21 protein-coding genes and 1 tRNA gene are annotated in these 23,552 nt (G+C 36.1%); 15 read left to right on the forward strand and 7 right to left on the reverse strand.

The window, feature by feature from the left end; translation table 11 throughout:
- Positions 1–195 precede the first annotated feature (195 nt).
- The 5 genes from G4Z05_RS10365 to G4Z05_RS10385 all read left to right on the forward strand — a co-directional run bounded on the left by G4Z05_RS10365 (position 196) and on the right by G4Z05_RS10385 (position 3,806).
- Positions 196–1,590: a cobyrinic acid a,c-diamide synthase CobB gene (locus G4Z05_RS10365; protein WP_163251869.1), complete on the forward strand. Its 1,395-nt coding sequence runs from the start codon at positions 196–198 to the stop codon at positions 1,588–1,590.
- 157 nt (positions 1,591–1,747) lie between these two features.
- Positions 1,748–2,185, forward strand: coding sequence for an Hsp20/alpha crystallin family protein (locus G4Z05_RS10370; protein ID WP_163251870.1), 438 nt, complete (start codon positions 1,748–1,750; stop codon positions 2,183–2,185).
- Positions 2,186–2,670: 485 nt separating this feature from the next.
- On the forward strand, positions 2,671–2,919 hold the full coding sequence (locus tag G4Z05_RS10375) for a PepSY domain-containing protein (RefSeq protein ID WP_163251871.1): 249 nt from the start codon (positions 2,671–2,673) through the stop codon (positions 2,917–2,919).
- Positions 2,920–3,241: 322 nt separating this feature from the next.
- Positions 3,242–3,514, forward strand: coding sequence for a DUF4190 domain-containing protein (locus G4Z05_RS10380; RefSeq protein WP_163251872.1), 273 nt, complete (start codon positions 3,242–3,244; stop codon positions 3,512–3,514).
- 218 nt (positions 3,515–3,732) lie between these two features.
- Positions 3,733–3,806: transfer RNA gene (locus G4Z05_RS10385), tRNA-Gly, on the forward strand.
- 241 nt (positions 3,807–4,047) lie between these two features.
- Here G4Z05_RS10385 and G4Z05_RS10390 read toward each other — a convergent pair.
- Positions 4,048–4,719, reverse strand: a complete 672-nt coding sequence (locus G4Z05_RS10390; RefSeq protein ID WP_163251873.1) for a B3/B4 domain-containing protein — start codon at positions 4,717–4,719, stop codon at positions 4,048–4,050.
- Positions 4,720–4,828: 109 nt separating this feature from the next.
- Here G4Z05_RS10390 and queG point away from each other — a divergent pair, with 109 nt between their 5' ends.
- The 5 genes from queG to yhbH all read left to right on the forward strand — a co-directional run bounded on the left by queG (position 4,829) and on the right by yhbH (position 11,672).
- On the forward strand, positions 4,829–5,974 hold the full coding sequence (queG, locus tag G4Z05_RS10395) for a tRNA epoxyqueuosine(34) reductase QueG (protein WP_163251874.1): 1,146 nt from the start codon (positions 4,829–4,831) through the stop codon (positions 5,972–5,974).
- Positions 5,975–6,106: 132 nt separating this feature from the next.
- A complete protein-coding gene (locus G4Z05_RS10400) occupies positions 6,107–6,979 on the forward strand; it encodes an amidase domain-containing protein (protein WP_163251875.1) in 873 nt (290 codons plus the stop codon).
- A 65-nt stretch (positions 6,980–7,044) separates the two neighbouring features.
- Positions 7,045–7,518, forward strand: coding sequence for a tRNA (uridine(34)/cytosine(34)/5-carboxymethylaminomethyluridine(34)-2'-O)-methyltransferase TrmL (trmL, locus tag G4Z05_RS10405; RefSeq protein ID WP_163251876.1), 474 nt, complete (start codon positions 7,045–7,047; stop codon positions 7,516–7,518).
- Between the two features lie 733 nt (positions 7,519–8,251).
- Positions 8,252–10,147 carry a PrkA family serine protein kinase gene (locus tag G4Z05_RS10410; RefSeq protein ID WP_163251877.1) on the forward strand — a complete coding sequence of 632 codons (1,896 nt, stop codon included), beginning with the start codon at positions 8,252–8,254 and terminating at the stop codon, positions 10,145–10,147.
- Between the two features lie 358 nt (positions 10,148–10,505).
- The gene (gene yhbH / locus G4Z05_RS10415) at positions 10,506–11,672 is read left to right on the forward strand and encodes a sporulation protein YhbH (RefSeq protein ID WP_163251878.1); all 1,167 of its coding nucleotides are present in this window, start codon (positions 10,506–10,508) and stop codon (positions 11,670–11,672) included.
- Positions 11,673–11,710: 38 nt separating this feature from the next.
- Here yhbH and nagE read toward each other — a convergent pair whose 3' ends face one another.
- The gene (gene nagE, locus G4Z05_RS10420; protein ID WP_163251879.1) at positions 11,711–13,597 is read right to left on the reverse strand and encodes an N-acetylglucosamine-specific PTS transporter subunit IIBC; all 1,887 of its coding nucleotides are present in this window, start codon (positions 13,595–13,597) and stop codon (positions 11,711–11,713) included.
- Positions 13,598–13,839: 242 nt separating this feature from the next.
- Here nagE and nagA point away from each other — a divergent pair, with 242 nt between their 5' ends.
- The 4 genes from nagA to G4Z05_RS10440 all read left to right on the forward strand — a co-directional run bounded on the left by nagA (position 13,840) and on the right by G4Z05_RS10440 (position 17,576).
- Complete coding sequence (nagA, locus tag G4Z05_RS10425; RefSeq protein WP_205597523.1) at positions 13,840–15,039, forward strand: N-acetylglucosamine-6-phosphate deacetylase; 1,200 nt, start codon at positions 13,840–13,842, stop codon at positions 15,037–15,039.
- Positions 15,036–15,773 (forward strand): glucosamine-6-phosphate deaminase, encoded by a 738-nt coding sequence (gene nagB, locus G4Z05_RS10430; protein ID WP_163251880.1) that lies wholly within the window; start codon positions 15,036–15,038, stop codon positions 15,771–15,773. Before nagA ends, nagB begins: the two co-directional genes overlap by 4 nt.
- A 54-nt stretch (positions 15,774–15,827) precedes the next feature.
- Positions 15,828–16,550: a GntR family transcriptional regulator gene (locus G4Z05_RS10435; RefSeq protein WP_163251881.1), complete on the forward strand. Its 723-nt coding sequence runs from the start codon at positions 15,828–15,830 to the stop codon at positions 16,548–16,550.
- A gap of 129 nt (positions 16,551–16,679) precedes the next feature.
- The gene (locus G4Z05_RS10440; RefSeq protein ID WP_240465362.1) at positions 16,680–17,576 is read left to right on the forward strand and encodes a CAP domain-containing protein; all 897 of its coding nucleotides are present in this window, start codon (positions 16,680–16,682) and stop codon (positions 17,574–17,576) included.
- Positions 17,577–17,685: 109 nt separating this feature from the next.
- Here G4Z05_RS10440 and G4Z05_RS10445 read toward each other — a convergent pair whose 3' ends face one another.
- From G4Z05_RS10445 to G4Z05_RS10450, 3 genes are all read right to left on the reverse strand, one after another.
- Positions 17,686–18,969: a sensor histidine kinase gene (locus G4Z05_RS10445; RefSeq protein WP_163251882.1), complete on the reverse strand. Its 1,284-nt coding sequence runs from the start codon at positions 18,967–18,969 to the stop codon at positions 17,686–17,688.
- Between the two features lie 192 nt (positions 18,970–19,161).
- Entirely contained in the window at positions 19,162–19,293 is a 132-nt protein-coding gene (locus G4Z05_RS16630; RefSeq protein ID WP_276207640.1) for a hypothetical protein, read from the reverse strand.
- 35 nt (positions 19,294–19,328) lie between these two features.
- Positions 19,329–20,450: a metallophosphoesterase gene (locus tag G4Z05_RS10450; RefSeq protein WP_163251883.1), complete on the reverse strand. Its 1,122-nt coding sequence runs from the start codon at positions 20,448–20,450 to the stop codon at positions 19,329–19,331.
- 242 nt (positions 20,451–20,692) lie between these two features.
- Here G4Z05_RS10450 and deoC point away from each other — a divergent pair, with 242 nt between their 5' ends.
- The gene (deoC, locus tag G4Z05_RS10455) at positions 20,693–21,364 is read left to right on the forward strand and encodes a deoxyribose-phosphate aldolase (protein ID WP_163251884.1); all 672 of its coding nucleotides are present in this window, start codon (positions 20,693–20,695) and stop codon (positions 21,362–21,364) included.
- A gap of 243 nt (positions 21,365–21,607) precedes the next feature.
- Here the strand turns inward: deoC and G4Z05_RS10460 are convergent, their stop codons facing one another.
- Both G4Z05_RS10460 and G4Z05_RS10465 read right to left on the reverse strand, forming a co-directional pair.
- On the reverse strand, positions 21,608–22,606 hold the full coding sequence (locus tag G4Z05_RS10460; RefSeq protein ID WP_163251885.1) for an inorganic phosphate transporter: 999 nt from the start codon (positions 22,604–22,606) through the stop codon (positions 21,608–21,610).
- Between the two features lie 11 nt (positions 22,607–22,617).
- Positions 22,618–23,235 carry a DUF47 domain-containing protein gene (locus G4Z05_RS10465; protein ID WP_163251886.1) on the reverse strand — a complete coding sequence of 206 codons (618 nt, stop codon included), beginning with the start codon at positions 23,233–23,235 and terminating at the stop codon, positions 22,618–22,620.
- Positions 23,236–23,552: the final 317 nt, after the last annotated feature.

The following is a 23,552-nucleotide window of genomic DNA, read 5'->3' on the forward strand; positions in this document are numbered from 1 at the left end:
TAAAATCCGCATTATATTTTTTACCTGTATTTTTGTTTACCATTTGGACACAACCTTTCTATACCTAGTATGGTCAGATTTACAAAAAACTTAACTTAGTTGTGTCCATGAAACTATACTAGCATCATTTCAACCTGTATTAGATAATTATATATATCGTAGTAAGTAAAGGAACGATCAATAAGGAGAAAAGAGATGCAACCAAACAATCAAACGCCTGCAATTATTATTTCAGCCACGCATAGTGGAGCGGGTAAAACGACAGTGACACGAGCATTGCTTGCCGCTCTTAAAGCAAAAGGATTGAATGTTCAGCCGTTTAAAATTGGACCAGATTTCATCGACCCTATGTATCACACTGCAATTGTTGACAAGCCATCCGTGAACTTGGATTATTGGATGATGGGGGAAGCTGGAATTCGCGAGACTTTCTCACGGTGGAGCCAAAAAGCGGACATCGCAGTTATTGAGGGAATGGGCGCGTTGTTTGATGGTGCGAATGGTACAGATGAGGGGAGTGCCGCACATATCGCTAAAATTCTCGACATACCTGTCGTCGTGGTTATAGACGTATACGGGATGACACGCACGACCGCAGCGATAATGGATGGAGTGGCAACATTTGACCCTCATATGAAAATTGCTGGATATATTCTAAACCGATGTGGATACATTGGTAGTGAAGTTCATAAAAACTTAATCAAGGACGCTATCGGTGTGGAACGTTGGAACCAAGTAGTAACTACCATATGTAATAGCCCAGCCCTTGAAGTGGCCGAGCGTCATCTTGGGCTTATTACCACATATGAGAATACAGAGTTCGATGATAACAGCGACTTAAATCACGTCGCAAAGCAAATGGATGTCGATAAGATTTTTGGACTGGAGTTAAAAGTAAATGAAATTTCAAAATTGTCATTTTCGAAGCCAGTAATTCGAACACAATCTGCTCGTTTAGCTGTCGCACGTGATGCTGCGTTTTGTTTTTATTATGAGGAAAATTTATTAGCTCTGAAAGAGGCAGGATTTGAAATTGTAGAGTTTTCTCCAATCAAGGGAGACACGTTGCCTCCTGATACGGATGCAGTGTATTTTGGTGGGGGATATCCAGAGAGTTTCGTTCGTGAACTCGAGGATAACGTCAATCTGGCTACGCAGCTGCGTCATGCTGCTAAATTAGGAATGCCGATTTTCGGCGAATGTGGAGGCCTGATTTATCTCGGGCGTTCGCTGACTGGATTTGACGGAAAAACCTACTCAATGAGTGGTGTTTTACCCGTTGATTTTGTTATGGACTCGTCATATTTGCAAATTCGATATATCGAGCTGACAACACGTCACGATTCGTTACTCGGTTGTGCCGGAACGGTTATTCGAGGTCAGGAGTTTCACCAGTCTCGGGTCGTAAGTTCTGAGATTTTATCGGATTTCTATACTGCAAAAACCAGTGATGGGCGTGAGTATATGGACGGTTTTCATCAACAAAATGTCGTGGCAAGCTATGCACATATATATTTGAATTCTTGTGAGGGGGCAGCTAACAATTTTATAAATGCCGCACGTAGATTCCAAATGAATAGAAATGGGTAAACCTATTCATTTGCAAAATATTTTTTTGAAGGGGAGTTCCTTATGTTGTTTTTAGAATGAGTAATTCAGTAATAAGGATTAACTTGTTAATGCGAATAACTTACAGCTAAGAGTACATAATACAAAAGTAAAAAAAATCACATAGGAGGCTGTACTTATGGCATTAACACCTTATGATCCATTTAGACAATTAGCCAATGTAAGGAGAGACTTTGATCGTTTTTTCTCTAACTTCCCTTTTGATTTTACTCATGAAAACCATCTTGGAAACATTAGGGTAGATGTTCACCAAACAGACCATGAAGTGATAGCCACTTGTGATATTCCTGGCATTGAAAAGAAAGAGGACATCAACATTGATATTGAAAACAATATGTTAACCATTAGTGGCACAATGAATAAAACGAACGAAGTAAAAGAAGAGAATATGTATAGAAAAGAACGCTATACTGGTAGTTTTCATAGAACTGTTTCACTACCTGGTCCTGTTTCAAGTGAAGGAGTTAAGGCCACTTACAAAAATGGCGTACTTGAAGTAAGAATGCCAAAACTAACTCAAAACACCAAAAATAAAATTGATGTCCAATTCCATTAAGAAGATGAGTGGATCAATACCAGTTAAGAAAGAGTTCTATAACGGATTATCTAAGAAATCCTTCTTTTCAAAAAAACAATATGAATGAGTTGACAGTTTGATAAATAAGTGTAATAGGCATTACTTCTTAATGAAGTAATGTTTTTTTGCTTTGAAAACAATATTGTTTATTTTAGAACTTTCACAACTTAAATGTTTGTGAAAGTTCTAGGGTTTCGATTCCTTAGTTTCCAATACATTAAATTACCCAAACATTATTTCCAATTATATACTTTTACGTTCTAATTGAATCATAATTTTTATTAATTGGAAAGAGACAACTTTCAACAATTATTTATCAACAAGTTTGACTTAAATCACTGTATGGATAATTGTTCTATTATTAAGAATTATCACTACAAATAATGGTTAGGAATATACACAAAAAATTTGTCTAGTACATATGGATAAATGAGTTGAACTTTCGTTGGGGAGGAAATTTACAAATGTATGGAAATTATTATTATCACACTCCATCATCTATGTATAGACAAAGAATTACAAAGGAACAAGCTCAAGAAATTGCCCTTAATCGTGTGCCAGGGACCATTCTACACGTAGATATGGATTTAGAAAATGGTGTTTTAGTTTATGAAGTCTTCATATTAACAGAAGATAATAGGTTATTTGAAGTAGAAATTTTGGCGAGATCAGGAAGGATACTAAAAGTAGAAGAAGAAATTGATTTTGATTAATAAACACTTACTATTTAGGAGAGATTCAGTTAATACTGAACTTTAATATAATTCTAATATTATTAATCTTGGTCATTAGTTTGTAAAGAGATTATTTTGATGAAATAGTGCTTCTCAATATAGGTAATTTCTATATATGATTCATCCTTTTAGGTTTACAAAAGTGGATTGTAATATCGATCAAACTTTGTCGGTACCCGAATATAAATTTTTAATGTATGTGAATCCCCTAAGAGTTCACCAATAAAAGGTTTAAAAAATAAGGATAGTTTATATCCAAGTTTGATAAAAATGGTAAAATTATCTAAAAAGGGGAAAAGAAATGTCAGTACAAAATCAAATAAATAATAGTTCAGTAGTTTCTATAACAGTTGGTATTTTATCATTATTTATTCCTTTTATTGGTTTGATCTTAGGGATTATTGGAATCGTTTTTTCAAGGAAAGCTGTAAAACAGATTAATAATACAAATGAAAGTGGCAAAGCGTTAGCAACTGTAGGGTTTATTTGTAGTATTGTTGGAATTGTTTTTCAGATTTTAATGATTCTAGGCTATGCTGCCTTTTTCTCAGTATCCAGTTATATAACCATTTAAAACTGGCTAAAATAGCTAACAATAAAAGAGCACATTTAGTGCTCTTTATATTTGACGTTGTTCCCGTAGAAATTTTAGTAGCAAATGACAGCTTTCATTTTTTCTTAAAAAATTCGACAAAAACCTGCAATTTACTCTTGACGTCCATGGCATTTCTATGTATTATAATAATCGTTGATAAATTATTGGTTCTTTAATTTGACAAATTTATATAAAATGCGGGTGTAGTTTAGTGGTAAAACCACAGCCTTCCAAGCTGTTGTTGTGGGTTCGATTCCCATCACCCGCTCCATACATAACTAACGCAGTGTATTGTTTCGAAAAAGAACGATATGTTGCGTTTTTTTATTGGTTAAAAAGTATATTTGATTTCAAGTACTGTGTATAGCAAGCCCCTTAGTGGCGAAACGCCTATTCTACCTACTCAGCGATAAGTCAACATCGATTCTCCATTCGTTTCATCCTATTTTCTTTATCTCAATTGGAGAGCTCTAGGCCATACACTGCTAAGTAGTGGGGGCTTACTTTTCTAGTTATAGACACCCAATTATTTGATAGGAAGCTTCTCCTCCATGTATTTGAACAAACATGTTCATGAGTGATTCTGTCATTTTATGAGCATTTGTGTAATCTGTAGATGGTCTTATATAAACGATTTGTAAGGCGTTTTTTGTTGTATTTGTTACAGCTGTTCTTTCGGAGTCGACGAAGGGTGTTCCAAATGGCCCTTTTTGGTCGGATGTCAATAAAAGATGTGCCGCTGAATTTTTCCTCCCATTCAAGCCTATGTATTCCTCACCTTCCATGCCAATGCGCACTTTGACTGGTCCTTGGAGTAAATCCAAATCATAAATACCCACTGGTACCTGGTATTTTAATGAGAAGAAATTATTTAAATCAATTGCACTTTGAACAGAAGAAAGATAATTTTGTTTATGCACTCTACGATACAAAGCTTCGGCTGAGTGGCGATAACGGTTTGGATCTTTCCCTATTAATTTAAAGATTTTTCTCCATTCTTGAATGCCGGGAAGATCAGTTACACTTTTTCCTTCTAAATCAAAATAAATGGATTCTTGGAAAAGCTGGAGTCTCCCTCGAAGCATTTGCGGTGAATCTCCAATAGTAATATTCTTATATTCAATTACCCCTAATTTAAAATGGGGAATCAGTTTAGTAATTTCCGATGAAAGCTGAATTTCCAACGATTCCACCTCCAAATTTATCTAAAAATAGTTTATCATAGATAGATGTGCAACCTAAAAAAATTAAACATTTGATATATAGATCAACCTAAGTGAAGGGAGGTAAATGATGGACGTTCAACAATTAAAACAAGAAATCATTGCCTATAGTAAAGAAATAGGAATTGATAAAATAGGGTTTACTTCAGCAGAACCTTTTAAAGAATTAAAAAATCGCTTGATACGACAACAGGAACTAGGCTATCAATCAGGATTTGAAGAGCCGGATATTGAAAAGCGAGTCACGCCAGGACTATTGTTAGATGGGGCTCAATCTATCATCTCTATTGCCCTTGCTTATCCTTCAAAAATGACAGATCGGGTTGAAGGAAAAAAAGGGATGAGGCGGGGGATGTTTGCACGTGCATCTTGGGGACAGGATTATCATCATATTCTAAGGGAAAGGCTTCAAAAACTTGAGATATTTATTTTATCGAAGCTACCAGAAGCTCGTTTAAAGTCGATGGTTGATACTGGTGAGCTTTCTGATCGGGCTGTGGCCGAAAGGGCTGGCATAGGATGGAGTGGAAAAAACTGTGCCATTATTACTCCTGAGTTTGGTTCCTATGTTTACTTAGGTGAGATGATTACAAATATTCCTTTTCCTCCCGATACGCCAGTGGAAGACCAATGTGGCTCCTGTACAAAATGTTTAGAAGCTTGTCCAACCGGTGCACTAGTTCAAGGAGGACAGATTAATGCACAACGCTGTATTTCCTATTTAACACAGACAAAAGAACTCATTCCAGATGAGTTTAGGGGAAAAATTGGCAACCGCCTATATGGATGTGACTCTTGTCAAACCGCATGCCCGTATAATAAGGGTAAAAACTTTCATTTTCATGAGGAGATGGAGCCCGACCCAGAGATTGTGAAGCCATTGCTGAAGCCACTCCTGAAATTAAGCAATCGAGAATTTAAATCAAAGTTTGGATATTTGGCTGGAGCTTGGAGAGGGAAGAAACCGATACAACGGAACGCAATGTTAGCATTGGCCCATTTTAAGGACAAATCAGCTGTACCAGATCTAGTGGATGTATTACAGAAAGAAGCTAGTGTGGTGTCTAGAGGAACGGCAGCTTGGGCACTAGGAAAAATTGGTGGAGAAGAGGCGTTTACTGCCTTAAAGGAAGCAAAAGAACGGGAAATGGATCCGGTTGTTCTAATAGAAATTGAAAAGGGATTAAGTCTTTACAAGGACGAAAAGAGCGAATAATAGAGATTCGCTCTTTTTTTAATGGGGAAAGAATATTCGGCTTTCGAATAGACGACAAAATTTATTTTTAACCTTCCTTTGATGTTAAATTCTTCATCCTTTCATATGTATGGAGTGAAGGGAGTGAAACAAATGTATAAATCACTTCAAGAGTTGTTTGAAAATAGAGTTCAGCAGTTTGTTCTTTCGAATAGAGAATACAAGGATTTTTTTCCAAAGGCGGAACGTAAGCTGGATTCCTGTTCAAAAAGATCGGCTGAAATTGTTAAGGTAAAAGCAACAGGAAAAATTATAGACAAATCTGATCAAGATGGTATTCAAAAAGTAAAATATCTCGCTCATTATCGTTATTTGATCAAACAAAAAGGAAATTTCTATATCGAGGAAGAGGTAGAAGAAAGACTAGCTAAACTATATAAAAATTCCATTATCTCAGATGAAGAGATTCCAGCACTAGATTTTCAAGAAGATACCTTTAGGGATTCCATAGAACGTGTTACAAAAGGTGACCATATAGTTTTTAAATATGATCGTCTTAAAGCCGTACAATATGCTGAGCGTTGGTGGAATAGCTATAATCCAGCATATAAAAAATTTGAAAATGATTGTACCAATTTTATTTCTCAATGTTTACATGCAGGCGGGGCTCCTATGAGAGGCTACCCAAACCGAGGGAATGGTTGGTGGATGCAAAATAACAATTGGAGTTATAGTTGGGCTGTAGCACATTCGTTAAAAAATTATTTGGCAAATTCCAAAATCGGTTTACGAGCGAAAGAAGTTAGCAGTCCTGATCAATTAACGTATGGGGATGTGATTTGCTATGATTTTGAAGGCGACGGCAGATTTAATCATAATACGATCGTCGTTGCCAAGGATGCATACAATATGCCTTTAGTCAATGCACATACTTATAATAGCCGAATGAGATACTGGGCTTATGAAGATTCATCTGCCTACACACCAAATATAAAATATAAATTTTATACGATTGTGGATGGATGAGCCTGCTTGATGAGGGGAGTGAGAGTGGTATAATAACTGATAGAGCTTTTAATGAGGTGAAATTCATGTCATTGCACATTGTTTTATATCAGCCAGAAATCCCTTCAAATACAGGTAATATCGCCCGCACTTGCGCGGCTACAGATACTACGCTTCATTTGATCCGTCCATTGGGCTTTTCAATGGATGACAAAACACTAAAAAGAGCCGGTCTAGATTATTGGGAATTTGTTCGTATTTTCTATTATGATTCCTTAGATGAATTTTATGAAAAAAATGCAGACGGAGAATATTATTACTTAACGAAATTCGGACAAAGACCGCATTCTTCCTTAAATTATAGTGACTTAAACAAAGACTATTACTTTATTTTTGGCAGGGAAACGAATGGTCTCCCTAAAGATGTCATTGAAAAAAATAAAGATGTCTGTCTGAGAATCCCAATGACAGATAAAGTACGTTCCTTAAACTTATCCAATGCAGCTGCCGTTCTTATATATGAGGCATTACGTCAACAAAATTATCCAAATTTAAAATAAATAAAAAGAGGCCTAGAAGTATAGGGCCTCTTTATTTGTACTAGGAAAGACATGAATAAATGAAATATGAATTTCAAAAAGGATGAGCACATTTAGTAATTTTTAAAAGCAAGGCAGAAGGCTACTTCCACCATCAGCATTATTCAAGTGAATACGAGTGGGAAAGAGGGGTTTTATGATTAATAAATAAAGGACTGCTAGAATAGCAGTCCTTTTGTAAAGAGATAAGAAAGTAATGTTCGACTTCAAGAGTTGTCTAGCTTCAGCACCCTTCCTTTGCTCTCTACCCTACGATAAGTCAACATCGAATTGCTTCACTCATCGTATTTCCTTTTTCTCAGTTGGAGAACCTTCAAGCTATTCACCGCTGAATAGGGTGCTTTTCTTTTTCTTTTAAATTATTTATTAGAACCTGGTTTGTCGTTATATCCTGAAGTGAAGATTGCTGCTAAAAATGCGACCATAACTAAAAGGATTAGGAACGTACCCATTATGTATTGCCCCCTTGTTATTGAATTTCATTTATACACATATAGTTTTATTATAGCCTAAGTTAACAAAATGAAAAGGGTAAGAAGAAAAAATTCCATTTCTTACTTCTATTATCTGAATCATCGTAATAAACTGAGTTTTACAAAAGAAACAGAGTAATCCAACATCGGGATGCATGTTCAATTGCCCAAGTGCATAAAGTATATTAATCGTCTCTGATTAACTACAGGGGGAGGGCCTTATGGATATTTTAAAAAAAATCGAAAGATACCGTGAAGAAGAAGAGAAACTTCGTTGGGAAGGGACGTTCGCTGATTATTTACAATTGTTAAAAGAAAAGCCATGGGTTGCACAGTCTGCACATTCTCGTGTCTATAATATGATTAAAGATGCGGGAATTGAAGAAGTCAATGGAACGAAGAAATATAATTTCTTTAGTAATGAATTATTTGGTTTAGAGGAAGCATTGGAGAGACTGGTGGAAGAGTATTTTCACCCAGCAGCCAAAAGACTGGATGTCCGAAAACGGATTTTACTGCTGATGGGTCCTGTTAGCGGAGGAAAATCGACCCTAGTCACTATGCTAAAAAGAGGGTTAGAGAAATATTCACTAACAGACCGTGGTGCAGTATTTGCAATTAAGGGATGCCCCATGCATGAGGACCCACTCCATTTAATTCCCCATCATTTGCGACAAGACTTTTATGAAGAATACGGTATTCGAATTGAAGGGAATCTTTCACCTCTGAATATGATGCGTTTGGAGGAGGAGTATGGCGGAAGAATTGAAGATGTTCTAGTAGAGCGTATCTTTTTCTCGGAAGATAAGCGGATAGGGATTGGAACCTTTAGCCCATCCGATCCTAAGTCTCAGGACATTGCTGATTTAACAGGTAGTATTGATTTTTCAACCATTGCCGAATATGGTTCCGAATCAGACCCGCGTGCTTATCGTTTTGATGGTGAACTTAACAAAGCGAACAGGGGTATGATGGAGTTTCAGGAGATGTTAAAGTGTGATGAGAAATTCCTGTGGCATTTATTATCCTTAACACAGGAAGGAAATTTTAAAGCGGGAAGATTTGCTCTCATTAGTGCTGACGAACTGATCGTAGCACATACAAATGAAACAGAGTACCGTTCTTTTATTGCCAATAAGAAAAACGAAGCGCTTCACTCTAGGATTATCGTCATGCCAATCCCGTATAACTTGAAAGTGTCAGAAGAAGAGCGAATCTATGAAAAAATGATCCGAGAAAGTGATGTTGCTGATGTTCATATCGCTCCACACACTCTTAGAGTGGCAGCCATGTTTACCATTCTTACACGCTTGAAAGAACCTAAAAAAGCTGATATTGACCTCATTAAGAAGATGCGCTTGTATGACGGTGAAAATGTGGAGGGGTACAACTCTGCTGATGTCGCTGAATTGAAAAAAGAATATCCGGATGAAGGAATGAGCGGAATTGACCCACGCTATGTCATTAACCGGATTTCCTCTACGATTATTCGCAAAGGAGTACCTTCCATTAATGCACTGGATGTATTACGTTCACTGAAAGATGGGCTAGACCAACATCCGTCCATTACACCAGAGTTACGTGAACGTTACTTGAATTTTATCTCATTGGCTCGAAAAGAGTATGATAACATTGCAAAGAAAGAGGTTCAAAAAGCATTCGTATATTCTTATGAAGAATCTGCCAAAACATTAATGGACAATTATTTGGATAATGTGGAGGCCTATTGCAACAAAGCTAAGTTACGCGATCCTTTAACAGGTGAAGAAATCAATCCGGATGAAAAGCTTATGCGTTCTATTGAAGAACAAATTGGTATCTCAGAAAATGCTAAAAAAGCATTTAGGGAAGAAATACTTATCCGTATTTCCGCCTATGCAAGAAAAGGCAAGCGTTTTGATTATAATTCCCATGATCGCTTACGAGAGGCTATTCAAAAGAAATTGTTTGCCGATCTCAAGGATGTTGTGAAGATAACGACATCTACGAAAACACCAGATGAGCAACAGCTAAAGAAAATTAACGAGGTAGTTGCTCGACTGATTGATGAATATGGCTATAATTCCACTTCAGCAAATGAATTATTGCGTTATGTAGGAAGTTTATTGAATAGGTAATGGAAATAAGACTGGCGGAAACTCTGCCGGTCTGTTTTTTTCAAAAATGTAAAGGGTAGCAAGATTTTAGCATCGTTACGTGATGTGTACCAGCTCTCGGGAGGAAAGCTTGTCTTGCGGAGAATAGTTAATCAGGTTCTAGATCGACGACATTAGCACATTTTAGAATACGAAAAAAAGATTGTCCAACCTTATAGGCAGATAACTAATTATCGAAATTATTTGTAAATTATTCTATGAATATGCATAGGATAAAGTAATCCATCTTTATTCGTATTTTTTCCATTCGCGATATTGTATGTATTATAAAAAATTATGTGCATCTTTCATGACAAAATGTTAAAAGGAGGGGTTTATAATGTCTGTCAATAACCATCAGTTTGTGATTTCAAAAGAAGATTGGTCCCTCCATCGTAAAGGATACGATGACCAGCAGCGGCATCAAGAAAAAGTTCAAGAGGCGATTCGAAATAATTTACCCGACTTAATAACAGAAGAAAGCATTATTATGTCTAACGGACGAGATGTGGTAAAAATTCCGATACGTTCTTTGGATGAATACAAAATTCGTTATAATTACGACAAAAACAAACATGTGGGCCAAGGTGATGGTGACAGTCAAATCGGTGATGTAGTGGCACGTGATGGATCCAGTGCTCAGAAAGGCCCTGGTAAAGGGCAAGGAGCCGGCGATCAGGCAGGAGAAGACTATTTTGAGGCTGAGGTATCCTTAATGGAGCTTGAGGAAGCTTTATTTAAGCAATTAGAGCTTCCGAACTTAAAGAAAAAAGAGGAGCAGGAACATCTTGTTGAGAATATCGAATTTAACGATATTCGTAATACCGGGTTAATGGGCAATATCGATAAGAAAAGAACGATGATGGCGGCATTTAAACGGAATGCCATGAGAGGTAAACCGGGATTTCATCCAATTTATAAAGAAGATTTGAAATTCAAAACGTGGAATGAAGTTGTAAAGCCCGATTCAAAAGCCGTAGTCATCGCGATGATGGACACAAGCGGATCTATGGGGATTTGGGAAAAGTATATGGCAAGAAGCTTTTTCTTCTGGATGACGCGTTTCTTGCGGACGAAATATGAAACAGTGGATATTGAGTTTATTGCCCACCATACAGAAGCAAAAATTGTATCAGAAGAAGACTTCTTTTCTAAAGGAGAAAGTGGGGGAACGATCTGTTCATCGGCCTATCGTAAGGCACTTGAAATTATTGATTCTAAATATAATCCAAGAAAATTTAACATCTATCCGTTTCACTTCTCAGATGGAGATAACCTTACATCGGATAATGCGCGTTGTGTGAAATTAGTAGAAGAATTAATGAAAGTATCTAACATGTTCGGCTATGGTGAAGTTAATCAGTATAATCGCCATTCTACCCTCATGTCGGCTTACAAGAATATCAAAGATGAGCGATTCCGTTATTATATTCTTAAACAAAAAGCAGATGTTTTCCACGCCATGAAAACTTTCTTTCATAAGGAGAATTCTGAAGTATTGGTATAAAAAACGGCAGGTGCCTTTTATTCACCTGCCGCTTTTTTCTATTCAATGGAAAGGATTCCGCTTTGACCTTGAGTTACTTTTCCTTGTTTTTTCATATTTAGCTTAGTTAAATTAGTAAAAATAATAGGAGTCACTGTCGAAGGAGCTGATTTTTTGATCAACTCTAAATCAAATGTGAGTATTTCTTTTCCTTTAGTGACTAGCTCTCCTTCATTAACTAGAACTTTGAAGCCTTGCCCCTTTAAATGGACCGTATCTATTCCAATGTGAATAAGAATTTCATAACCATGCTTTGATTTAATTCCGATCGCATGTTTGGTTGGGAATATATTGATAATTTCACCGTCGACAGGTGATACAACGGATCCTTTCGCTGGAATAATACCGAATCCATCTCCCATCATTTTTTGTGAGAATACTTGATCTGGCACTTCACTTAATTCAATGATTTCCCCTTCAATAGGCATCACGAACTCTTTGTCAGATAAGGTCGGAAGTCCCTGCAGAGGGGTGGATACTGTTTCGGTAGTTTCCTCTGAATGAACGGATGATGGATCCAATTTTTTCATAGCGTCTGCCACAAACTCTACTTCGGTTCCGACAATAATTTGTAAATTTGTTTTATTTAATTTCATTACGCCTTTTGCTCCATGTGCCTTTAAAGCTGCATCATTTACTTTATCCATGTCTTTAATCGACAAACGCAATCGAGTCGCACAATGATCGATATTTGAAATATTGTCTTTACCACCAATATCCTTAATAAAGTGATAAGCCAGTTTTTCATGTTTACTCATATTAGTAGAATCCGATGTAGGAGCGTTTTCCATAGTTTCTTCTTCGCCTTCACGACCTGGTGTTTTTAAATTAAAGGTTTTAATTAATATATAGAAAAGAACGAAATAAATAACTCCATAAATTAGTCCTACTACTAATAAAAGCAATGGTTTTTCTGCAATATTAAAGTTTAATAAATAGTCAATGGCACCTGCTGAAAAAGTAAATCCGTCTCTAATTCCGAGCATGGAGGTGACCCACATCGATAATCCTGTTAATACGGCATGGACCCCATATAATAGAGGGGCGATAAACATGAATGAGAACTCGATTGGTTCGGTAATACCAGTAAGAAAAGAAGTTAAGGCTAATCCAATAAACATACCGGAAACGGCTTTTCTTTTTTCAGGTTTGGCTGCAGCAATAATTGCAAAGGCAGCTGCAGGAAGACCAAACATCATAATTGGGAAGAAACCAGTCATAAAACCGCCTGCATTTGGATCACCTGCAAAGAAGCGGGCAATATCTCCCTCTTGACCATTAAATTCACCAAATTGGAACCAGAATAAGCTGTTTAACACATGATGAAGACCTAATGGAATAAGAAGTCGGTTTAAAAATCCGTAAATACCTGAACCAATAGCCCCTAAACCAATGATCCAATTTCCAAGCCCATTAATTGCATCTTGGATCGGAGGCCATACAAATCCTGCAACACCAGCAATAATAACCATAGTAACGGAAGTGACAATTGGAACAAAACGTCTGCCACTAAAGAATCCTAACCATTCTGGTAGTTTGACATCACGATAGCGATTGTATAAGCTTCCGGCAATGATACCGGTAATTATACCTCCTAGAACACCCATATTGATATTTTCATCAATAGCTTTTGTACCTTCTGTTAAAACTAAATAACCGATAGCTCCTGATAAGGCAGCAGCACCATTATTATCTTTAGCAAACCCCATTGCGACACCAATCGCAAATATTAGTGCTAAATTTGCAAAAATAGCATTTCCTGCATTCGCAATAAAAGGAATATCTAATAAATCCGGTTGTCCGAAGCGAAGTAATAAACCTGCTGCTGGCAACACTGCGATAGGAAGCATAAGTGCTTTCCCAATTCGTTGTAAAAACCCTAGCATAGAAGTGTTCTCTCCTTTAATAAAAATAAATCAATCTGAAAGCGCTTATCAACTAACATAATACACAACACATTTATAGATGTCTATACCAATTTTTTGATTGCTAATAAAAAATACGATTGTTTGTATTAAAAAAGGTGATGATTAAGTTTAAATTAATATATAATAAAGTAAATTGGTATAGACAACTAGATTACTTCAATGCTAATATGTAGGTATCATTGGAAAGGAAGTATAGAAAAATGATCCCAAAAGATAATCTTATTTTAATAAAGAATATTCAAATTTATTCGGAAGACCGTTTTATAGAAAACGGATATATAATAATGAAAAATAAAAAAATTATTGAGGTCGGGGTACTATCTGATCTTGAAAATGATCAAGATTATCAAATAATTGAGGTTCCGAGTGGGTTTATTGCCGTACCAGGTTTTATTGATGTTCACATTCATGGAGTAAATGGAGCCGACACAATGGATGCGACGAAGGAAGCATTAGATACGATGGCAAGCGCACTTCCCAAAGAAGGAACTACTAGCTTTTTAGCGACAACCATAACCCAAGAACGAAAAGAAATTGAAAAAGCATTAATTAATGCTGGGGAATATATGAAAACACAGGCTGACCAAGGAAAAGCAGAAGTTTTAGGGATTCATTTGGAAGGTCCTTTTGTTAATGCGAAAAGAGCAGGTGCACAGCCTGTTCATCATATCATTGACCCAAATGTATCTTTTTTAAAGGAATGGCTGGCTCTTTCTAACCATTCAATTAAGTTGGTGACATTAGCACCGGAGCAGCCAAATGGATTGGAAATGGTTCGCTATTTAAAAGAAAACGGGATTATTGCCTCTATTGGACACTCAGATGCCACATACGAACAAGTTGTTGAGGCAATTGAAGCAGGCGCGAATCATGTGACTCATCTATTTAATCAAATGAAAGGACTACACCATCGAGAACCAGGGGTCGTAGGAGCCGCCTTTTTACATGATGAATTAAAGGCAGAAATTATAGCAGATGGGGTGCATGTCCGGCCTGAAATGGTAAAACTGGCTTATCAACAAAAGCAACGTGAAGGTCTTATTTTAATTACAGACTCAATGCGGGCAAAATGCTTAAAAAATGGAACATATGATTTAGGGGGACAAGAAGTTACCGTTAAAGATGGAAAAGCTGTATTAGAAGATGGCACATTGGCTGGTAGTATTCTCAAATTAGGGCAAGCATTCAAAAATATTTTAAATTATACAGGATGTTCCATTGAGGATGCGATACAAATGGCTTCTGTGAATCCTGCCAAACAGTTAAACATCTATGACCGAAAGGGAAGCATCGCTAAAGGGAAAGATGCTGACATCGTCATTCTTGATCATAATAGAGAAATTTTTATGACGATTTGTCGTGGTGAAGTGGCCTTTCACAAGGAGGACGATATCAAATGAAATTAATTGAGGTAAAAGATTATAACGAAATGAGCCAAAAAGCGGCAGAATATATTATTGAAAAAGTGAGGAACTATCCAAGAATCAATCTTGGTCTAGCAACCGGCGGCACTCCGGTGGGTACGTATAAAATTTTAATTGAAGATCATCAAAAGAATGGAACCTCTTATCAAGAGGTAACTACATTTAATTTGGATGAATATATTGGTCTTTCTGGCAATAATCCAAATAGCTATCGTTACTTTATGAATGAAAAATTGTTTAATCATCTTGATATAAATAAAAATAATACTTTTATTCCTAGCGGCGTTGCGAAGGATATCCAAGCCGAATGTCTTCGTTATGAGCAATTAATTACCCAACACGGCGGCGTTGACCTGCAATTACTTGGAATTGGTCAAAATGGTCATATTGGGTTCAATGAACCTGGGACATCCTTTCAATCAAATACCCATGTTGTTGATTTAGCTCCGTCTACTATTAAAGCGAATGCAAGATTTTTTGACAACGAGGAAGAGGTACCTACTAAAGCAATAACGATGGGAATAGCCACCATTATGAAGAGTAAGGAAATATTACTCTTAGTTTCCGGTGAGTCCAAAAATGATGCCATGCATAAGCTTTGGAACGGGGAAGTGACAGAAAGTTTTCCTGCATCTATTCTGAAAAATCACCCATATGTTACAATTATTGCAGATCAAGCAGCGGTTGCTGGACTTAAGATGCATTCTTAACTTGTCATAAAGACCGCTCATTTGCAGATTTTTGACAGAAAGGTGTATTAAGAAATGATTAATAAAAATTCCCCCATCCCCATTTATTTTCAGCTTGTTGAGCAAATCAAAGGATGTATTGAAACAGGAGAACTACAACCAGGAGATGCTCTACCACCTGAAAGGGAATATGCTGAAAAATATAAAATAAGCCGTATGACAGTTAGACAAGCTTTTACTCAACTTGTAAATGAAGGCTATCTTTATCGTCTTCAAGGCAAGGGGACTTTTGTTGCGGAGCGTAAAATTGAACAGCCTCTTCAAGGATTGACCAGTTTTACGGAGGATATGAAAGCAAGAGGGATGGAGCCGGGGAGTGAATTAATTCATTTTGAGATTGTTCCAGCATCTAATCAAGTGGCAACACAATTGTCAATTTCGGAGTATGCCCCTGTTTACGAAATTAAAAGGATTCGCTTGGCAGATGGAGTACCAATGGCATTGGAAACCAATTATATATCAGCCAATCTTGTGAAAGGTCTAACTGAACAAATTGTCATGCAATCATTGTATGCCTATATAGAAGGGCACTTAAACTTAAAGATTGATTATGCTTCGCAAACGATTGAATCGTCAATAGCAAGCCAAAATGAAGCAAAGCTTCTAAAAATTAATAAAGGGTCACCAGTCATGCTTATTCAAAGGAGCACATTTTTAAAGGATGGAACCCCTGTCGAATTTGTAAAATCTGTTTATCGTGCTGACCGTTATAAATTTATGATCCAAATGAAAAGGTAAATAAGCATTAGTCCACCGAGTAGTAATCGGTGGATTTTTTTTATTGTAACGTCGATTATTTCCATTAATACTTTTACGAAAAATATTAAAAATATAAAAGCAACACAAATTTAAAAGGGGGGATTGGCATTGATAAAACGATCTATTAGTGTGATTGCTGCGGCCTTAATCACAGTAGGGTTGGCGGCTTGTAATGCCAATGATAATGATAATGTCGATAATCGAGTAGGATACAATAATAACCGAGATAATGATATGTTAAATGTCCAAAATGGCAGGGATGATTTCATTGACCACAATGGACTACTGACAGAGGATTATACAAATAACAATAATAATGAACCGGATTGGGATGTAAATCTGTTTAATGAAAATGACAGGAACAGAAGAATCCATGATGATGACGATTTAATTTCTGCTTATCATACAAGCATGAATAGCAATCAGTACCCGCACACTAAGGCGGTTTTAATACAGGATGCTAAGTATCAATTTATCCGTATAGATCCTGGACAAGAAAATACTGGTATAATCCAACATAGAGTACCACAACCAAAAGCACAGGTGCCGTCAGGACAGACAGCAGTACCAAAGGCTGCACAACCTGCACCAGAAAAACAAACAGAAACGAAAGCACCAACAGGCTCAGCTAGCCAGTACGTTCAGCAGGTTATTGATTTAACAAATGAACAGCGCCGTAAAAATGGTCTACCTGCTTTAAAAGCTGATGCCAAATTAAATAGTGTGGCGCAAAAAAAATCAGAAGATATGCAGCAAAATAATTATTTCTCTCATACAAGTCCAACATATGGCTCTCCGTTTGATATGATGAGGGACCAAGGTGTGACGTATAAATCTGCAGGTGAAAATATTGCCCAAGGACAAAGAACACCGCAAGAAGTTGTAAATGCTTGGATGAACAGTGAAGGACATCGTAAAAATATTCTCAACCCTAACTTTACACATATCGGGGTAGGTTATGAACCTACAGGGAAACATTGGACACAAATGTTTATCCAAAAATAATGTGAACTTCTTCTACCGGCAAGTGCTTAACATTTGCCGGTTTTTTAGTCAATACACCCAATACTGATTTAGTATTGCTGAACAAATTATTACATAGAAAAACCGGCGGTCATTTTATACCGTCGGTTTTTTCATTGGCTGCCTTCATACTAAAAGTATAGGCAGGAAATTTAAAGTAAAAAGTGGTCCCTACACCAACTTCACTTTCTACCCAGATGGAACCGGACATCGCACGGGTAATACTGTATACCACCATCATCCCTAAACCTGTTCCATTTTTCCCTTTTGTTGAGTAAAATGGTTCACCAAGTCTTTGAATTTGTTGTGGAGTCATACCAATTCCAGTATCTTTTACTTTGATGGTAATAGAATTTTGACGATATTCAGTTGTTACTTTTAGTGTACCTCCATTTGGCATGGCTTCGATCGCATTTTTAATGACATTAACAAAACATTGACGGAATAATTGCTGATCTCCTCTAATCGTACCGATAAGCGAAAAATCAGTTAAAATTTCTACTGAATATTGATTGGATAGTGGCTTTAAGATACTAATAATTTGCTTTAATTCTTTTTTAACATTAAGTTCTTCATATTTTTCCATGGATGGTTTCGCAAAGGTTAAATAATCCTGTATAACCTTTTCTGCTGAACAAAGCTCTTCTTGAACAATGGCTAAATATTCTTTTCTTTTGTGTCTTGGAAGGTAATCATCTTGAAGAAGCTGAACAAAGCCACTTGCAGCAGTAAGTGGATTTCGTATTTCATGGGAAATAGCAGCTCCCATTTGCTCAACTGCTTTTAGTTTTTCCGCCTTTATTAGCTGTTGCTTCAATTCCACATTTACTAAGACAAATTCAATCCAATGTGAAATGATACCGAGCCCAAATGCAGGGATCACAAGGTATGCAATAAAAGCATCAAACAAATTTATATTTGTGTTATTAAATGCCATTAATATGACTGAAGTGATGCCAATTGCCATTCCGAAGCAAACGGAAATAATCACTCTACGAGTGGAAGACTGTTTCCAAAACCATGGATTTAACCACCATGAAAGAATGGAGACTGGTATGTAAAGAGCGACAGTTTGAAAAAATCCCGTATCAATTCCATAAAAGCTTCGAATAATTATAGCAGCGGCAGTAAGTATTGGCCCAATTTCAAAATAAAGACTGCCAATAACGATTGGAATTAATCTTAAATCATACCTGGCAGATGAGACAGGGGTATAGGAGAATTGAATGCAAATCCATATTAGAACGATGGAAAATATGATAATTGCAGTTTTAGGCAGGGGAAATTTTTTTCTTTTCTCAAGAAAGATAATACAAATAAAAAGTAAGATAATGATTATGGAAAGATTTGTAAAAAGATGTTGTGCAATCTCCATGTATCTCACCGTCCAAATAAGGCTTTAGGAAAATTTTACTTATTAATTTGGTAAGATACAATAAATTTTACAAAATATTTTATATTTTTTCAAAAAATGAATGATTAAAAATAATGCAAATCTCCCTTTTGTGTTAAATGAAAAAGCTTCCATGAATGGAAGCTTTTAGATTCAGAAGCCATGTATTTTGTTTTATTCACTATTTTGTGTGAAATTAAAAAATTCAGGTTGGTCATTACGATTTTTCTTCTTTTCATTTTGCTCTCCCATTTTTCCATCAGATTCGTAACTTAATTTATTTTTGGTTATTTTCTTGCTTTTCATTTTTGATTTCTCCTTTATATTTTAATTGCTTACATTCATTTGTTAATTTCCAATTTTTTTATCAAATTTACCGTCTCTTGATGCTCCGGTTTTAACAATTCAAATAATTTCTTATCTGTTTGTACAAGGGATTTTCCTTTCTTATTCGCAATCGGCCTAACTTTAGAGATTCCTTTTGTTACCCGCCATTTTCCTGCTTTTTTAATCATTCTTAAATCAATGATACCAAGATGGTTGCCATAAGCTCCCGCCATGACTACAGGTTTTCCGTTTATCGTCCCTGTTTTTAAATTTGTATTAGGAAGTTTTTTAAAAGCAGGTCCTGGAAAAACACGATGTGAATGCCCGGAGAGAATGGCGTGGATACCAGGTATTTTCGTTAAATAGTAGACAGCATTTTCGGTATTGGGATGATAAGGTTCGGCACTGATACCTGTATGAGCCAATGCAATAATTATGTCTGCTCCTTCATTCTTCATTTTTGGGACAAATTCCTTGGCTGTTTCTACGATAGGTTTTGCGTAAACCTTGTCTTCAAGATTGGCTTTATCCCATTTCATGATTTGTGGAGGCGCAAACCCAATTACCCCAATGTTTAATGTATGTTTTTTCCCATTTTGATCCTCTATCTTTCTTTTTAAAATAACGTAAGGTTTAAAATAGGGTTTATTCGTTTTTTTAGAACGTATATTGGCATTGACTACAGGCATTTTCGCCCCTTTTAAAGCTGCATTTAAAAATTTTAATCCATAATTAAATTCATGGTTTCCAATTGTAATCGCATCATATCTTAAATGATTAAATGCACGATAAACGGGGTGTGTTTTCCCATTATAAATTCCTTTAATTCGTGCAAGATATTCTCCAATCGGACTCCCTTTTAAATGATCACCAACATCAAAAAGCAAAGTGTTTTTTTCTTCTTTTCTAGCTTCGTGGATTAACGTAGCCGTTTTTACTAGACCGATCCGGTTATTTTCTTTTGATTGATAATAATCAAAATTTATTAAATCAGCATGCAAATCTGTCGTTGCAATCAAGCGAAGGTTAATGATGGATTCCGTGGAGGAATTTTTTTTGGCAAACGTTGATGGAGGGATTAACTGCCAAAAAATGAAAAAAACGGCTAATAGGAGAAGAAAGTATTTTTTGTTCATAATTAACCTCCTTGTTATTGGGATGGGTTTCAATAGTATTTGTTATTTTATAGTAATTATGATAATTTCTATAAAATATGGGATGAATGTACTAAATAATTTTGTTTTACATAAAAACAAAAACAATCCTTTACTTTTCTTTATTCGTTTATTTACAAATATTGATCTGCTTTGATATAGTTATTTTGGTTAATATATTAGTAAAATAACTATTGGTTTAATGAAATTGGAGGTTAAACATAATGAGTCAAAATATTGCAGGAATGATTGATCATACATTATTAAAAGCTGATGTAACAAAAGACCAAATTATTAAATTAGCAGAAGAAGCAAAAGAGTATTCATTTGCCTCTGTTTGTGTGAATCCAACATGGGTAAAAACGGCTGCTGAAGCTCTTAAAGGTACTAATGTAAAGGTTTGTACTGTTATTGGTTTCCCTCTTGGGGCAACAACACCTGAGACAAAAGCATTTGAAACAAAGAATGCTATTGAGAATGGAGCAACCGAAGTTGATATGGTTATTAATATCGGGGCTTTAAAAGATAAACAAGATGAATTAGTTGAAAAGGATATCCGTGCTGTTGTTGAGGCGGCTAAAGGAAAAGCTCTAGTTAAAGTTATTATTGAAACTTGTCTTTTGACAGATGAAGAAAAGAAAAGGGCATGTGAGCTTTCTGTAAAAGCAGGAGCAGATTTTGTGAAAACATCCACTGGATTCTCTACTGGCGGTGCAACTGTTGAAGATGTACGCTTAATGCGTGAAACAGTAGGTCCAAATATCGGTGTTAAAGCCTCCGGCGGTGTAAGAAGTCGTGAAGATGCGGAAGCGATGATTGCAGCTGGTGCAAATCGAATTGGGGCAAGTTCTGGTGTGGCTATTTGCAAAGGTGAAGTTTCTAATAGCAGCTATTAAGGAAGAAAAAACCACCATTGATGGTGGTTTTTTTATTAGAACTGAACTCAGACTCACTAACCATCTGTCCATATATAATAAATTTCGATTTATAGTGTTTCCTTTCTCTCAATCGGAGAGTTTAAACGATGGCTTTTGTGGCTTATCCAATAACAATCGATTGGTAGAGGCAATACGCCGTTGATTGACTAAAGGGATTTTATTATGTAAAAAAACCAGGGATTTTTGTCCCTGGTTTCTTTATTAAAAGAATAAATTTAAAATAAAATAGAAAATTCCTGAAATAAATGCTGTAATTGGTAAGGTGATGACCCATGTGACGAGCATCCGCTGAGCGGTATCCCATTTAACACCTTTTAAGCGGTGTGAAGCACCTACACCAAGAATACCGGAAGAGATTACGTGTGTCGTACTTACAGGAACATGCAAAGCACTTGCTCCAAAAATGACTGCAGCCCCTGTTAAATCAGCAGCAACCCCGTTGATAGGTCTAATTTTCATGATTTTGCCGCCTACTGTTTTAATGATTTTCCATCCGCCAACAGAGGTACCTATACCCATAGCAAGCGCACAGGATAATTGAACCCATGATTGAACATCGTTACTGGTTTGGTATCCATTAGCGATCAAAGCCATCGTAATGATTCCCATTGCCTTTTGGGCATCATTTGTACCATGTGAAAATGATTGTAATGCTGCTGTTGCCACTTGAAAATAACGGAATACACGATTGGTTTTTGTTAAATTAAAGTTTTTAAATACGATTTTAAATATACTGTAGATAATATAACCAATTGTAAATGCCAGAATAGGTGAGAAAATAAGTGCTTCAATGATTTTTATAAAACCACTGTAATTAAGTGAATCTAACCCTTCTGCAGCTAATGCTGCTCCAGCAATGGAACCAATAAGGGCATGGGACGAGCTACTTGGTATTCCGTAATACCAAGTAAGCAAATTCCAGAAGATAGCTGCTAATAATGCAGCCAAAATAACAACCGTTCCGTTTGATAGTGTAAAAGGATCGACAATATCTTTGGAAATCGTTTTAGCTACTCCGGTAAAAGTCATCGCACCAGCAAAATTCATGACTGCTGCTAATAAAATGGCTTGCCGAGGCTTTAGTGCCTTTGTGGATACTGATGTCGCAATAGAATTGGCGGTATCATGAAATCCATTAATAAAATCAAATGCAAGCGCGCAGACAACGATTAATATTGTAAGAATGAAAACTAAGTCCATCTGATTACTCCTTAAGCATTTTTCATAATGATGGTTTCTAGTGTGTTGGCAACGGTTTGACAGCTATCCGCGATATCCTCAAGATTCTCGTAAATTTCTTTATATTGAATAATTCGAATTGGATCTTTCTCGACATTAAATAGGTTCTTAATGGATTTTCTTAATACATGGTCACATTGTGATTCATAATCTTTAATCTTAATGGCATGTTCTCTAATTTGAAGAAGTTTTTTATTGGATAATAGCTCAATTGCATGATCAATTTCATGAACACTAGTCTGAATGGCGTTAACAAATTGAATCATATAATCGTCCGCTTGAGTAATGGAATACATTTCAAATAGTGCGGCGGTTGCTTCTAAACCATCTAATACATCATCCATTGTCATGGCAAGGTGGAGAATATCTTCACGCTCAATTGGTGTAATAAAAGCGTCATTTAGTTCTTTAATAACCTCATGAACGAATGAATCCCCTTTAGACTCAATTTCTTTCATTTTTTCTGAAAAGATCTTTAAATCACTAATATCCTTTAATTTATATTCCGTAAAAAAGTTGGCACCTTCTTTAAGATTCGTTGAAATATTGTGCAGTAATACTGCAAACTTATCCTTTTTTTTAAAAACCATTAAAATTACCTCCAAATTTTTGTCCCAAACAAGTAAATTGAACGAAATTAATTTTATTGAAATTTGTCGAAAAAAGAAATAACTTCGACATCAATTTTACAAAAACTTAACATTAGAATTTTCAAATAATTAACCATAATATATACCTTGTACTATTTCCCATGATTTTCTTTTTATACAGTGCCTCTAATTGTTGAGCCGTTAGTGAAAAAATGTAAAAGACATGAGTAAAAAAAAAAATTTAGGGTAATTTATGTCTACAGACATGTTTTCATTGTCTGAATCGCTCAGATGCTTATGAACAGTTATGAATGAAA

The sequence above is a fragment of the Neobacillus thermocopriae genome (assembly GCF_010975035.1).
GTDB lineage: Bacteria > Bacillota > Bacilli > Bacillales > Cytobacillaceae > Neobacillus > Neobacillus thermocopriae.